Raw genomic sequence first — 14,166 nt, 5'->3', positions numbered from 1 at the left:
TTCACACAAGAACTTAATGTTCGTCACCCTTTTGTCCATAGTAGGCATTAGGACCATGTTTACGGAGGTAATGCTTGTCCATGATATAGCTTGGAGCTGGCTCCACCCGTGGATTGATTTGTTCGGTGTAGCGGTTCATCCGAGCCACTTCCTCAAGGACAACGCTATGGTAAACTGCCTGAGCAGGATCCTTGCCCCAGGTAAATGGTCCATGGTTACGGACAACAATTCCTGGAACGGCGACTGGATCGATGCCACGACGCTCGAATTCCTCGATGATAACTGCACCGGTTTCTTTTTCATAGGCAGTGTTCACTTCCTCAGCTGTCAAGGAACGGGCACATGGTACCGGACCATAGAAATAATCTGCGTGTGTTGTTCCATAAAATGGAATGTCACGACCAGCCTGAGCCCAACCTACTGCCTCTGTCGAATGTGTATGCACAACAGCGTGTACATTTGGCCAAGCCTTGTAGAGGGCAACGTGGGTCGCCAAATCAGATGACGGATTAAGATCACCTTCTACCACATTTCCATCCAAGTCCGTCACCACCATGTTTTCTGGTGACAATTTTTCATAGTCCACACCAGACGGCTTGATGACGATGCGACCGAGTTCACGGCAGACTTCTGATACGTTACCCCAGGTGAATTTGACAAGACCGTGGGCGGGTAGAGCGATGTTGGCTTCATAGACCCGTTGGCGCATTTCCTGTAAATCTTTTGGCATTAGTTCAACCCCGCTTTCTCAATCAATGGATAGAGAAAATCTTGTGCCTCTTTAATCGCTGCACGTGTTTCCTCAACTGTTTGGCAGTTTTCAGACCACATCTCAATCAAGAATGGACCTTGGTAGTTGGTTTTTTTCAAGACTGCAAACATATTATCCCATTCCACACAGCCCTGACCAAATGGGACATCACGGAATTGCCCCTTGGAGTTCTCAGTTACCGCATAAGTGTCTTTCAAGTGAAGGGCTGCGATGGAACGGTGTCCCAGGTAAAATTCGCTGTAAATGTCATTGTGCCAAGCAGACACATTTCCAGTATCTGGATAGACAAAGAGATAAGGCGAGTCGATTTCTTTTTCAACGGCTAGGTATTTTTCAATGGAGTTGATAAATGGATCATCCATAATCTCAATGGCCAACATGACCTGAGCCTGTTCTGCCCAATCGCAAGCCTGACGGAGATTCTTTATGAAACGCTCTCTAGTTTCAGGCGATTTTTCTTCATAGTAAACATCGTAGCCAGCCAACTGGATGACACGGACACCCAAGTCCTGAGCCAGTTCGATACACTGTTTCATGGTTTCTAAGGACTTGGCTTCAAGAGCAGGGTCATTGGAGCCAAGCGGGTAGCGACGGTGACCTGAGAAGCAAATGGTCGGAATGCGGACACCTGTTTCATAAATTGCTTTGACCAAGTCTAAACGCTCTTCCTTGGTCCATTCCAAACGCGCCAAACGAGCATCGCTCTCATCCACCGACATCTCCACAAAGTCGAAACCTAATTCTTTGGCAAACTCCAAGCGTTCCTTCCATGTGAAATGCTTGGGCGTTGCCTTTTCATATATTCCGATTGGTCGTGCCATAGGCCTTACCCCCAGATACGACGGATTTCGTCTTTAAATTCACGCGCCGCTGCTGCTGGATCTGCTGCTTCTGTAATACCGCGACCTGCGATAAAGGTGAAGACATCTACACCCTCGAACAATTTAAGTGTGTCCACATCAAGACCTCCTGTTACAGAAACACGGAAGCCCATGTCAACCAATTTTTTCACCTTGTTCAAGTCTTTTTCACCCCAGGTTTCGCCTGCAAGGAGGGCGTCACGCGATTGGTGGTAAATCGCTTGGGAAATACCTGCGTCCAACCAAAGCTGAGCCTGTTCATAAGTCCAGTCACCATAGAGTTCGATTTGGATTTCACCCTTGTCGCCACGAACTTCCTTGATAGCCTTCAAAGCCGCTTCCATAGTTGGAATAGTTGCTGAACAGATACAAGTCATCCAGTCCGCACCACGAACAGCATTGTTTTTAGCCACAGTACCACCCGCATCCGCACACTTGGTATCTGCAACGATAATCTTGTCTGGGAAAAGGCTATGTAGCACTTCTACCAATTCGCTACCAACTTGAAGCAAACAAACCGTACCTGCCTCGATGACATCCACTTCATGACCAACGGAGACAGCTGCTTTAATCGCTCCCTGCAAGTCTGAATGGTCAAGGGCAACTTGTAAATTTGGAATATGTTTCATGTTTTTTCTCCTAACTTTCTAAATCTAAACCTTCTAGGTAAGGACTGTTTTTGGACTCTTCCACCATTGCCAAGACTTCCTCAGGAGTTTGACAAGCAATCAAACGCTCGATGGAATTTTCCAATTCGAAGAGGGCAATGATTTGTGGAATAGCTACGGATGTATGAATCTTTGGATCGGTAGCTGCAAGAGTGAGCAGAACAGACACTTCTTTCCCATCTGAGAAGACGACTGGTTTTGTCAAGGTAATCAAAGCAAAGGAATCCTTCAAGACACCAACACCTGCTTGGGCGTGAGGCATAGCCATACCAGGCATGAGCACATAGTAGGGACCATATTCTTCGGTCGAAGCAATAATAGCATCATAGTATTCTTCTGTCGCAGCACCGCTGTCAATCAAGGGTTCAACAGCCTTGTGAACAGCCTCCTGCCAGGTTTCCGCTGTCAATCCCAAGCGAATGGAATTATTTTCTGTAAATGATTTTTGTAAATTCATAGTTTTTCCCTTCTACACGCTATATGAAAGGGGGAGGGAAACTCCCTACCCCTAACGGCTATTTATAGCACTGCTTGTAATTTTGTTTTGATTTCGTTGTCGTCCATGAGGTTGTCAAGACCAACCAAGTGACCTTTCGTGCGACCTTCCAACTCAGAAATCAAGTGGTTAGAGGCTACGACAATATCATATCCTGCCGCTAAACCTTTTGCTTCACCGACTGAGCAAGAAGCTGATTGAAAATCTGTTACGCCGAGTTGACGAAGGGCGTTTTCTACCTTCATCTTGATGACCATAGATGAGCCCATGCCGTTTCCGCAGGCTGTTAAAACTTTAACCATAATTTCACTCCTATTTTATTTTTAATACATTATGTTCTGATTTTACAGACCAAGGATACTATTCTGCTTGTGCCTCGCCACGATAGTACGCTTCCTTATCTTTTGCTTTCGCAAATTGAAGTTGCGGAATAGCCAATAAGAAGAGGCAGACAAGAACATAACCAGCAATACCGAGGTACTTAAATGCAAATCCAAATGGTAACCATGGCACTTCAAAGTCAATGTTTCCGTGGTAACCACCGCTCAATTCAAGCAAACCAACGCAGACTGCACCAAGGGCAACCTGAAGGACACCTGAGATGAAGGAAAGGATGGCTGCCGCTTTCCAACCACCACGTTTGTCAGCGTACACTGCGATAGCTGCGTTATCGAAGAATACAGGTACGAAACCAGTGATGATGAGGATTGGACTCTTGAAAACAATCAAGAGAACGATTGTAATCAACTGACCGATTAAACCGAAGGCAAAACCTGAAAGAACTGCGTTAGATGAACCAAAGCCGTAAGAAGCTGCAACGTCCACCGCTGGGAATGAACCAGGAAGCAATTTGCTTGAGATACCTTGGAAGGCATTTGTCAATTCTGCTACGAACATGCGGACACCTTGCATCAAAATGAAAAGATATACTGAGAAGGTGAAGGCTGTTTGAATCACATACATAAAGAAAGCTTGTTTAGCTGGGTTGTATGGAGCACCTGAAGTGATAACTTCTGGATTTGCCATGATTTCTGGACCCAAGATGAACAAAATCACACCGAAGAACACAAGCATCAATGTCGCTGAAGCAACAACTGTATCGTGGAAGATGTTGAGGAAGCTAGGTAGCTTCAAATTATCCAAGTTTTCTTCTTTTTTACCAAGTTTTGGTGCAATCTTATCGACAAACCAGATAGCGAATTGTTGTTGGTGACCGATGGCAAATCCACCGCCACCTGTCAATCGTTGCGTTGCTTCAACTGTCATATTTGAGCTGACAGCCCAGTAGATACCACAGATGATACCGATCGCTGCTGTACCGAATTGGTTACGAAGAGCCGGGATGAGGAAGAGTACCATCAATGAGACTGTTGCCGCTTGTTGTACCATGATGTGTCCAGTGATGAACAGAGTACGTACTTTTGTAACCTTACGTAGTGCCACCAAGAGGATGTTGACACCGAAACCAATCAAGAGAGCTGTAGTGGCTGCCGATACGAAATCAGGGAACTCCTCAGCAATTTTCCCATTTGCTGCTGCAAGACCAAAGTAAGGGTCAATAACTGCCGCATCAATTTGGAACTTATAGTTCAAGGCCGCCAAAATCGGACGGAAGGTTGTTACCAAACCACCAGCTGCTACGTTCAAAATCATATAGCCGACTGTCGCTTTGATAAACCCTGCAAAAACATCATGAGGCTTTTTCTTTAGAAGGGCATAGCCCACCAATACCAAAAGACCTACGAAGAAGGCTGGATTCTGCAGGATATTCTGTGAGAACCAGTTTAATGGGGTTTGAAGGAAATCCATTTTTCATTCTCCTTTTTTGAAATGATTTTTATGGTTTTATTATAAGTTATGTAAGCGGAAACAAAAAGACCAAATAAAGCACAGGCTTGTGTTCACTATTGGACTATTTCCGAACTTTAATGGCTGATTTAATCAGAATTCCTTCCTATCGTTCACCAGCCCATTTATTCCAATAATCAATAAATAGACATTATTTTACCTAAAAAATTAGAAGAACTTCAAAAAAACATAAAAGAAGAGGTTGGTTTAAAACCAACCTCTTCTAGAGGGAAGTGATACTCTCAATCCTTGTATTTATAAAAGATTCACAAGGTTTTGAGTAGTGCTCCACTGGAGAGCCAAATATTATTCTTCCGATTTTTTCTTTCTTCCTTGCGCAGCAACTGTCAAACCAAGTCCAGCAAGTCCGAGACCTAGAAGTGCCAAATCACTTTGTCGGTCACCAGTAGCTGGTAGGCTTTCTTTGTTTGATGCACGTGTGGTTTGTTCAGACGCTTGAGCTGTTGGAGTAGAAAGGTTTGGTTTTTCTACCACATCCTTAGCCTCCATACCACCCTTAACAACAATACGTGTTTCGCTATCGACAACTGTTTCTGATAACAAATTAGTAGCAACTACCTTACCATCAATCAAGACATCCTGATAAACCCGAACTTTCTTACCAGTTTTGCCTTCTTGAAGGACATAAGATTGATCGGTAGAGAGACTTGCATCATAGCGAATTTCCTCTACGATAGGAAGAATTTTTTCCTCTGTACGTTCCTTGGTAGTAAAGTCTAGACTTGGTTTTTCTTCAGCAGTAGGCGCTGTATCTGGAACTGCCGTAGTGATGTAAGGCAAGCGAATCACCGTTGCAGTCAATGGCGCAAGGACAACTGCATCATCTGTCAATGTCACACCTACCAAATCAGTCAGCGCTGCTATTCCAGCCCGCTTACCATCGACCAGCACTTGACCCTTAAGCAATTCTTTGTAACTATCAGAAAGAACAAAGCTGCGCTCCTTACTGTCGGCATTGACAAAAACAGCATAGCGGTCCCCATTGTTTGCAATGGTTTGATAGGCAATGACCACATCATTTTTAGCAATGCCATTTTGACCTGGAATTGAAATCAAGCTAACCTTCTGTTCAACTTCTTCTTTCGTTCCCAAACGGAAAGCATCTGTAGATTTGCGCAAGGCAATCAATCCTTTTGTAAAGGCCTGAGTACGGGTATTCTCTGGATAGAGAGTCTCATCTGTCGCTTTGGTCCAGTCAAACTTGTTGACCGCATCCGATGAATCGTAAGAATCATGAATGTAGTATGGATAGTCAAATGGCGTACCATCTGCATTGGTCAACAAATGCGCCTTGTTTGGTACCTTGTCCTCTGAAACTGGCTCCTTGTAATCAGGATGGCGGAACTGTTTGGTCCGTCCATACTCCTGACCAGAATGGATAAACGGTGTCCCTTGAGCAGTCAAGACTAGCAAATTACCCAAGCGTTGACGTTGGTGAATTTCAGTGTAATTTTCAGCAATTGATGGATCCTTCTTGATGGACTGAGCAATGATATCAAAGAGGGTCAAGTTATCATGAGCAGCAATATACTGGATCACATCACCTGGATCATCTGCCAAGAAATTACCTGGTTGTGCCTTGATGTTATTGAAGACAGATTCTACACTCTTAGCACCACCTGTGATAAAGGCTGGCTGACCTTCGTTTGGATAACCAGATTTAAGTGTATTGCGAATTTCATCTGAGAATACCGCAACCGTATCTGTTGAACTCATCCAGTCTTGGTCCGCTGGCTGAACAGGCTGATTGGCATCACCTGTAAAGGTTCTCCATCCTTCACCAAGCATAATGATGTTTGGATTGAGTTTTTGAGCCTCAGTAAAGGCCAGCTCAATTGCTTCGGCATCATGGTCCCCCATCATATCGAAGCGGAAACCATCTACCTTAAACTCATCCACAAGATACTTGATGGAATCAACTAAGACACGGCGACTCATGTAGTGAGTGGTTCCCAGACGACCACCACCAAAGCTTGATTTAGCTGTACCATCTGCCTCCATGAAGTGATAATAGTTTGGCTCTAAGTCTTCAAATAAGAAGGTCTTAGAAGTGTGGTTATAGACCACATCCAAAATCACACCCATGCCTTGTTTGTGGATTTCATTGACCAGGTTTTTGAACTCTTCGATGCGTTTCATTGGATCTGTCGGATCTGTAGAATACATACCTGTAAAGGCAAAGTAGCTCTGTGGATCATAACCCCAGTTATAGTTACTGTTGCTTGATGCGTACTCGCTCATCCGCTCTGCATTTTTCAATTCATTGACAAAATAGTAACTCATAACAGGCAATAATTGAATATGAGTCACACCCAATTCCTTGAGGTAGCTGAGACGCTCTGCAAAGGCTGCAAAGGTACCAAACTGAGCAGTCAATTCATCCGAAATTGCAGGATCTGATGTGAAGTCACGAACATGTGCTTCATAGATAATCGCATCTTCACGCTGATTGAAGTTAGGAATTGTGGCATAGTCCAAATCGCTTGGACCAACTTCTGATGGATCCACAATCGCCGCTTTGGCAATACGATAAGATGGATCTGTATCTGCCAAATCACTATTCCACTCCGCTAAAGACTTAGCATATGGATCTAAAACAAGAACAGATTGATTCCCGCGAGTGATTTCATAATGGTAGTAATAACCACGATAGTCCGAAATACCAAGACCTGAGTGACTGTTCAATTCGAGGTCCCATTGTCCCTTATCCCCCTTGGTCATGGCCAATTTACCGACCACCTTAGATTGATCATCCTTATCGTAAAGAACGACTGCCACACTGTCTGCACTTGGAGACCATAGGGTCATATCAACGACACTACCAGCCTGACGCACACGCGCACCAAGCTCTCCATCATAAGCATAGAGCTCATCCTTCAACTGCCAGCTCATAGTTGTTGTGAAGCTATCATTGCCATATTTGAGGGTATAGCCCGCATTTTCTTGGTTAAAATCCCCGAGGACTCGCACCTTGTTGCTGGTAAGGTCCAAGACAAGGTCCGTCACAGCAACTGTCTGACCATTCTTATCTGTTACAGACAATTTCTCCAAGATGCTATCCTTATCCGCACCTTCCAATGTTGTAAAGGCTGTTTCTAAAGCTGTTAGGCTAACATGAGAAACGCCTGTCACACGGACATTATTGACAAAATAAGGGTTGGTGTAAATAGTCGCATCATCATCTTTGAGGAAGATTTGTGTCTGATTTTTCAAATCTTTAAAGCTATAATCTTTCTGTTGAATCTTCACATCATCTCCTGACTTGCTTTCATCCAATAGCAAGAAGCCAATGGAACTTGGTAATTCTGTTAATTTGACATCAATATAGGCACCGTACTTGCCTTGGTTTTCAAAATCAATACCATTTGGCCAGTCACCCAAGGTAAGGCCAGTCACATCACCCCAGATCCAGAGACCTTTTTGGTCATAATTGCCATCGGTACGGAAGTAATTGATACGGATGTAGCCTTCTTTAAGCGGTTGATAGAGGCTGAGTTGGTAGTTTTCATCAAACCAAGCTTCATTCATCTTGGTGCTAATCCGTTCAATGGTCTTGTCACCTGTGATGTTATCACCAGAAGTGTTATTAATCAACAGACTAATCCTGCTGGCTGTTTCATCTTTCATCTTGATATCAAGATAATAGCCATAATCATCCTGCTTAGCAGTACTGAAATTGGTTGCACCTGTTGGCCAAGCACCAAGATCTGACGATGGTTTTTCGACATCATCCCATGTCCATAAACCTAGGCTAGATAAATTATCAGATGGTAGAGTTTTAAAGTGAACACGGAAGTAACCTGCTTCAATTGGTTCTTCAGTCGCTCCTTGCACACTTGCATTGACGATGTCACCTGCTTCTGTCTGAAGGAGCATGGTGCCACCTTGACCGATTGTTGGCAGTTCGACTTGAACAACCCATTTACCGTCTTTCTCGATAGCTTGATAAGATTTTCCTGTGTAGGCATCTGTGACAACTACATCTTTACCAGATACTTCAAGCGCCATTTCCTTGTTCTCGGTATTGGTTGAGAAGACAAGATAGGCAGCTTGATCTTGGTAACTGCGTTTGCTGATAAGCCAACCTTGGCTATCATTTCCAGCAAGTGTGCTTGTATCACCACGTGAGAGCAATGTTGAATTGGCATTACGGAAGGCCAACAATTTCTGATAGTGGTCTGTGATGTCGCTAGTCTCTACCTTGCTCCAATCGAAATCGTACCGGTTGTCATAAACTGGCCAGTTGTTTTGTCCAGATTGCCCCACTTCTTCACCGTAGTAAATGACTGGCTGACCTTTAGCAGTAATCAAAAGACTAGCAGCCAATTTCAGTTTGTCCAGATTTCCTTCTTTTTCTGCGCCACCGAGACTGTAGAGGAAACCATCTTCGTCATGACTGCCCAAGAATTGACCCAGAGAAGCTGCACTGGTCAGAACCTTGCTACGTTCTTCCAGCTCTTTCCCAGCTGCTTTTAGTTGACCATTGACCAGATATTTGGCAATATCCTTGAAGCCAAAGTCCAACAAGCTGTCCATAGTACCGATACCCAAGTCACCCTTGGTATCTTTATAGTTAGCCCCCCATGTTTCTCCAATTAAGTGGAAGTCAGGATCTCTATCTACCAATTCATTTTTGAAATGTTGCCATGTGGTATCATCAACGTGTTTGACGGTATCAACACGGAAGCCATAGATAGAGTTGCCCTTGGCAGTTGTTGAGCGTTCCAACCAAGATGCCTGCCAAGCAACCAACTGATTGCGAACAGCTGCTTCTTCTGTCTTGAAGTCTGGTAATCCAGATAATGAGCCTAATTGGTCATCTCCCTGCTTGTCTTCTTCCTTAGTCCGTACCATACCTGCAAAGGTTTCTTCTGTACCATAGCCAGCATGGTTAAGCACCACGTCAACAACAATGTTTATTCCTTTTTCTGCCGCGGCATCAATCAATTCGTGGAAATCGGCTAAACTTCCCAAATGCGGATTTAGTTTCTCAAAATTGGATGCCCAATAACCATGGTAAGCATAGTACTCTCCATCTGTTGCGCTACCAACATTCTGTGGAATATTTTCCACAATCGGAGTCAACCAGATAGAGTCCACACCCAATTCTTTCAAGTAGTCCAGCTTGGCTGTCACTCCTTTGAAGTCACCGCCCTGGTAAAGACCGCGTGGGTTGGAGGCTGTTCCTTCCACTAGCTTGTCATTGCTAGTGTCTCCATTATAGAAACGGTCTGTCATCATGAAGTAGATAACTTGCTCGTCCCAGTCTTTTTCACCATCTGCCTTGATACGCTCTGTAATGGTCACATCTAGGCTGGTTTCGTAGTAACCGTTGTCCTTGTCATAGACCTTTACAGGAAGACTATAGGTACCTGGCGCTGTGCTAGACGTCGCTTTAATGGTCACACGATTGAGCTCAGTAGAAATTGGCACAAGACCTCCGCCGATGGCACTTGTATCGACTTCCATTTTGACAATCTCAGCATTTTCAGGGTTAGTGACAGTTACAGATACCAAGCCACTTTCATTGTAGTTGAATGGTGCTTTGCTACTAGCCTCAACAGTCACATTTTTTGTACCCGGAGTCGCCTTGCTGGTATCGAGTTCTACTTTCTCTTCGATAAAATATGGATTTGTATAGACTTTGTCGTCACCATTTCGAAGGAAAATTTGGCTATGCCGTTTACGATCTGCAAAGGCTAAATCAATCGATTTATTGCCCGCAAGATCTGGATTATTCTGATTGATTAGTAGAAATCCAAGCTTAGAATCTAAACCGTTCGATAGAGGAATGTCAACATAAGCTCCGTATTTGCCAAGTTTAAAATCAACGGCACCTGTTGGCCAGCCATCACTCGCTTCAGTCGTATCGCCCCAAGTCCAAACGCCCCAACCTTCATAATTGTTGTCTTCACGGGTGTAGTTGATGCGGAGAACATTTTCATCTTTGAGCGGCTCATAGCTAGACACGCTATAGTCACTAGCGATCCAGGCTTCATTCTGCTCAGGGACCAGTAGCTCCACTTTTTGGTCCGATTCTGTTATTTTTTCCCCATTCTTGAGGACCAGATAGCCAATCGTTCCTGGTGTCTCAGATTTTTTAATATCAACATAATGGCCGTAGTCATCTACCTGACTGCTTGAAAAATTCGCTGTATCCGTTGGCCATTGATTACCATCGGACGGCTCTGCCACTCCTCCCCAAGTCCAAAGCCCTTGACTTTCTGGTGCTGTTTCATCTACATTTTCAAAGTGCAGACGAATGCTGCCTTCTTCGATAGGAGCTTCCTCTGAAGCAGTTGCATCGGCTGTTTCTGTTACCGCTGTCGCTTCAGCTACCATAGAATCTGTAGCTTCTATCGCAGTTGTGGTCGCTTCTACCGCGCCGCCATCCTGTTCCGAAAGAGTCGTTGAACTAGTTGACGCAGGGAGGACAACTTCCTCTGCCTGCACTAGTTGACCTGCTCCACTTAAAAACAGAGCAGCCGCAATCCCAACAGAGGCTACACCTACATTTAGTTTACGAATGCCAAAAATCTGTTTCTTCTCTAGCATCCCTGTTCGTTTCATATTCTGAACGGATTTCTTTTTCATAGACTCCTCCATATAAATAAGTTTGAATTGTACACTACCAGTATATACAATTCCAAGGAGTCTTTGCAAACGTTTTCTTAAATGTTAGCGGTAACAAGTTTTGGGCTACTATCTAACAAAAATAGAATAAATAGCTCCCCCTTCTTTTGCTCCTAGACCGCCCACTGACCAAAAAAGAGACTACTGAGGTGTAGTCTCTCTTTCAATTAACGTCGCCTGGCAGTAATGCCCCTGTCTAGCCAGAGGCTTGCCATCCAATATCGTCATTAAATGTTTGACGCTAAGAGCCCCCATTTGACGAATCGGCTGCTTCATCGTCGTCAAGGCTGGTCTGGACATCCGATCTAAAAAGAAGCCGTCAAAACCAATCACCCCAACGTCATTCGGAATAGACTTTCCTAGAGCTTGTAAACCTCTTGTAACCCCAAGAGCGAGACGATCCGATGCGCAGATAAAGCAGGTGTTTTCTGGTAAATAATCAAGATTTTTCACAAATTCTTCCGCAACACGAGAACGATTTTCCAATCGATAGAGATGAGTTTCTCGGCCCTGCATCGCATCTTTGTAGCCTTCTTCTCTCCCTTTTTCAAAAGCTTCTGGCAAGTCAATCCCTACAAAAACAATCCTCTCATAACCTTTTGATAAAGCAAACTGGGTTGCGGACCTAGTCGCCAAACGATTGTCTGAATCTACAAAAGGAAGGCCTTCTTGATTCTCCCCAAATAAAATCAACGGCTTCCGCAACCCTTTCAGCCAGGGGTAGTCATCCTTTCGAGCACCAGTCACAATGTAACCATCACATTGATCAGTAATCTGACTTGGATTGGTCACCAACTGCAAGGTATAATTTCGATGATTGAGCTCATCAGCGATTCCCGCAAGAAGGTCGATATAGTACGGCTCTACCACATCCATCTTTTCGAGAATGACAGCCTGAACAATCAGTGTCCGTTGCTGGGCCAAGGCCTTGGCCGCCACATTTGGCTTATAGTTTAATTCTTCCATCGCAGCTGTTACGAGCGTCCGCAGCTCTTGTGTAACTTGTTCTGGATGGTTGATGACACGCGAAACAGTCATCTTTGATACATTGGCTAACCTAGCCACATCGGCTAATGTCGTCATAGAACTCCTCCCTAATTCTATTTCTGTTGCTTATCTTTTAGCAAGCAAACAGTCAAAATTATGCAAACGTTTTCTTTAGGTTATTATATACTATTTATTACTAAAAAGTAAAGACCTTTCGAATACATTTATCATCATTTAGTTTTCCTTCTATTACTTCCTTAGCTCCCTTGCCTAACTTCATCTATGCCTGCGGCTCATCGCATCGTGCTAAAAGTACTATATAAGAATACCCATTCCCTCTAAACAAAAAATACTCCAACCGCTAGACCAATCAATGTCTAACAATTGAAGTATCATTGTCAAATTCTGTCCATTTTCTGTACGATTATGGAAATGAATGAGATAAATTAATTTGCTTAGCTTACTCAACATCTACCTTTTGAATGCGAGCTAAGAATTGCTTAGTACGTTCTTCTTTTGGCTGGTCAAAAATGTCTTCTGGTCGACCTTCTTCGATAATCCGACCACCATCCATAAATATGACTCGATCAGCTACCGCACGCGCAAAGCCCATCTCGTGCGTCACAACCACCATGGTCATACCTTCTTTTGCCAACTGCATCATGACAGCCAGGACTTCACCAATTAACTCAGGATCCAAGGCCGAGGTTGGTTCATCAAAATAGATGACCTCTGGATTGGTCGCAATGGCTCTGGCAATGCCGACCCGTTGCTGCTGACCACCGGACAGCTGACTTGGATAGAAACCATATTTATCAGATAGTCCCACCTTGTCCAGGGCTGCTTTACCGATTCTTTCAGCCTCTTGTTTGGGTACTTTCCGAGCCACAATCAGACCTTCCGTCACATTTTGTAAGGCAGTCTTGTTGGCAAAGAGATTATAGTTTTGAAAAACGAAGGCTGTGCGCTTGCGAATGCCTGCAATTTCCTTCTTGGTCATCTGAGCCAAGTCATAGCTGTCCTCACCGAAGACTAAGTGACCCGCGTCAGCTTTTTCCAAAAAGTTTAAAGAACGAAGAAGAGTCGTTTTTCCTGATCCAGACGGACCTAAAATGACGACCACCTCACCTGGATTGACCTCTACATCAATTCCTTTTAACACCTGCTGACCACCGAAGGTCAGCTTTACTCCATTTGCTTGAATCATCTGAACCTCCTAATAGACTGCCAACTTCTTCTCACCATAGGCTTGAAGCTTGGTCAAAATAGTTGAAAAGAATAGATAAACAAGGGCCACCTCACAATAGAGGGCAAAAGGTTCGTAGGTCCTTGCTGCAATCTGCTGAGTTGCCATAAACATCTCCAAGACGGTAATATTGGCAGCCAGCGATGTATCCTTGACCAATCCAATCAAGGTATTGGACAAGGGCGGGAAGGCCACTCGAAAGGCCTGCGGGAGAATAATCCGACGCATGGTCTGGGCAAAACTCATCCCGACAGAATAGCCAGCCTCCAACTGCCCCTTAGGCACGGACTCGATAGAAGCCCGTATGGTTTCCGCAGCGTAGGCACCTGTATTGACAGAAAAAACCAAAACCGCCGACGGAAAGGCATCCAAGACAATTCCTAGACTTGGTAGCCCAAAGAATATCACATAGAGTTGAACCAAGAGTGGTGTTCCTCGAACAACCCAAATATAGAAACGAGCCACTTGTTTGAGAATGGGAATCTGAGCAATTTGCACCAAGGCCGTCCCAATAGCAATTAACAAGCCAAAGGTAAAAGACAGGATTGTCAGTGGGATAGTCACCAACAATCCTGGAACAAGTATTTGTGAAAATGAATCAAGCAATAGTTGCCATACTCTCTCTGTCATTGTTT

10 protein-coding genes are annotated in these 14,166 nt (G+C 44.2%); all 10 read right to left on the bottom strand.

The features are described 5' to 3' along the window. Positions 1-13: 13 nt before the first annotated feature. Positions 14-730 (bottom strand): L-ribulose-5-phosphate 4-epimerase, encoded by a 717-nt coding sequence (locus ODU41_RS09655; RefSeq protein WP_024387349.1) that lies wholly within the window; start codon positions 728-730, stop codon positions 14-16. Further along, the gene (locus ODU41_RS09650) at positions 730-1,593 is read right to left on the bottom strand and encodes an L-ribulose-5-phosphate 3-epimerase (RefSeq protein WP_109372087.1); all 864 of its coding nucleotides are present in this window, start codon (positions 1,591-1,593) and stop codon (positions 730-732) included. Before ODU41_RS09650 ends, ODU41_RS09655 begins: the two co-directional genes overlap by 1 nt. Before the next feature lie 5 nt (positions 1,594-1,598). Further along, positions 1,599-2,261, bottom strand: coding sequence for a 3-keto-L-gulonate-6-phosphate decarboxylase UlaD (locus ODU41_RS09645; RefSeq protein WP_208546199.1), 663 nt, complete (start codon positions 2,259-2,261; stop codon positions 1,599-1,601). 10 nt (positions 2,262-2,271) lie between these two features. Further along, a complete protein-coding gene (locus tag ODU41_RS09640; protein WP_014736516.1) occupies positions 2,272-2,757 on the bottom strand; it encodes a PTS sugar transporter subunit IIA in 486 nt (161 codons plus the stop codon). A 62-nt stretch (positions 2,758-2,819) separates the two neighbouring features. After that, a complete protein-coding gene (locus ODU41_RS09635) occupies positions 2,820-3,098 on the bottom strand; it encodes a PTS sugar transporter subunit IIB (RefSeq protein WP_009910950.1) in 279 nt (92 codons plus the stop codon). A 58-nt stretch (positions 3,099-3,156) separates the two neighbouring features. Beyond that, positions 3,157-4,605 (bottom strand): PTS sugar transporter subunit IIC, encoded by a 1,449-nt coding sequence (locus ODU41_RS09630; RefSeq protein ID WP_023371749.1) that lies wholly within the window; start codon positions 4,603-4,605, stop codon positions 3,157-3,159. Between the two features lie 345 nt (positions 4,606-4,950). Then, the gene (locus ODU41_RS09625; protein WP_208546200.1) at positions 4,951-11,259 is read right to left on the bottom strand and encodes a pullulanase; all 6,309 of its coding nucleotides are present in this window, start codon (positions 11,257-11,259) and stop codon (positions 4,951-4,953) included. Between the two features lie 180 nt (positions 11,260-11,439). Next, positions 11,440-12,381: a LacI family DNA-binding transcriptional regulator gene (locus tag ODU41_RS09620; protein WP_002939863.1), complete on the bottom strand. Its 942-nt coding sequence runs from the start codon at positions 12,379-12,381 to the stop codon at positions 11,440-11,442. A 364-nt stretch (positions 12,382-12,745) separates the two neighbouring features. Beyond that, positions 12,746-13,492, bottom strand: coding sequence for an amino acid ABC transporter ATP-binding protein (locus tag ODU41_RS09615; protein ID WP_012027946.1), 747 nt, complete (start codon positions 13,490-13,492; stop codon positions 12,746-12,748). A 9-nt stretch (positions 13,493-13,501) separates the two neighbouring features. Next, the gene (locus ODU41_RS09610) at positions 13,502-14,161 is read right to left on the bottom strand and encodes an amino acid ABC transporter permease (protein ID WP_012027947.1); all 660 of its coding nucleotides are present in this window, start codon (positions 14,159-14,161) and stop codon (positions 13,502-13,504) included. Positions 14,162-14,166: the final 5 nt, after the last annotated feature.

The sequence above is a fragment of the Streptococcus sp. 2022WUSS083 genome (assembly GCF_044427155.1).
Lineage (GTDB): Bacteria > Bacillota > Bacilli > Lactobacillales > Streptococcaceae > Streptococcus > Streptococcus hashimotonensis.
Note: the sequence above shows the minus strand (reverse complement) of the source record. Positions and strands in the feature narration are given on the sequence as shown.

Bases quoted from the DNA above. Each gene is read 5' to 3' on its own strand.
- ODU41_RS09655 (WP_024387349.1), bottom strand. From the start codon at position 730: ATGCCAAAAGATTTACAGGAAATGCGCCAACGGGTCTATGAAGCCAAC.
- ODU41_RS09650 (WP_109372087.1), bottom strand. From the start codon at position 1,593: ATGGCACGACCAATCGGAATATATGAAAAGGCAACGCCCAAGCATTTC.
- ODU41_RS09645 (WP_208546199.1), bottom strand. From the start codon at position 2,261: ATGAAACATATTCCAAATTTACAAGTTGCCCTTGACCATTCAGACTTG.
- ODU41_RS09640 (WP_014736516.1), bottom strand. From the start codon at position 2,757: ATGAATTTACAAAAATCATTTACAGAAAATAATTCCATTCGCTTGGGA.
- ODU41_RS09635 (WP_009910950.1), bottom strand. From the start codon at position 3,098: ATGGTTAAAGTTTTAACAGCCTGCGGAAACGGCATGGGCTCATCTATG.
- ODU41_RS09630 (WP_023371749.1), bottom strand. From the start codon at position 4,605: ATGGATTTCCTTCAAACCCCATTAAACTGGTTCTCACAGAATATCCTG.
- ODU41_RS09625 (WP_208546200.1), bottom strand. From the start codon at position 11,259: ATGAAAAAGAAATCCGTTCAGAATATGAAACGAACAGGGATGCTAGAG.
- ODU41_RS09620 (WP_002939863.1), bottom strand. From the start codon at position 12,381: ATGACGACATTAGCCGATGTGGCTAGGTTAGCCAATGTATCAAAGATG.
- ODU41_RS09615 (WP_012027946.1), bottom strand. From the start codon at position 13,492: ATGATTCAAGCAAATGGAGTAAAGCTGACCTTCGGTGGTCAGCAGGTG.
- ODU41_RS09610 (WP_012027947.1), bottom strand. From the start codon at position 14,161: ATGACAGAGAGAGTATGGCAACTATTGCTTGATTCATTTTCACAAATA.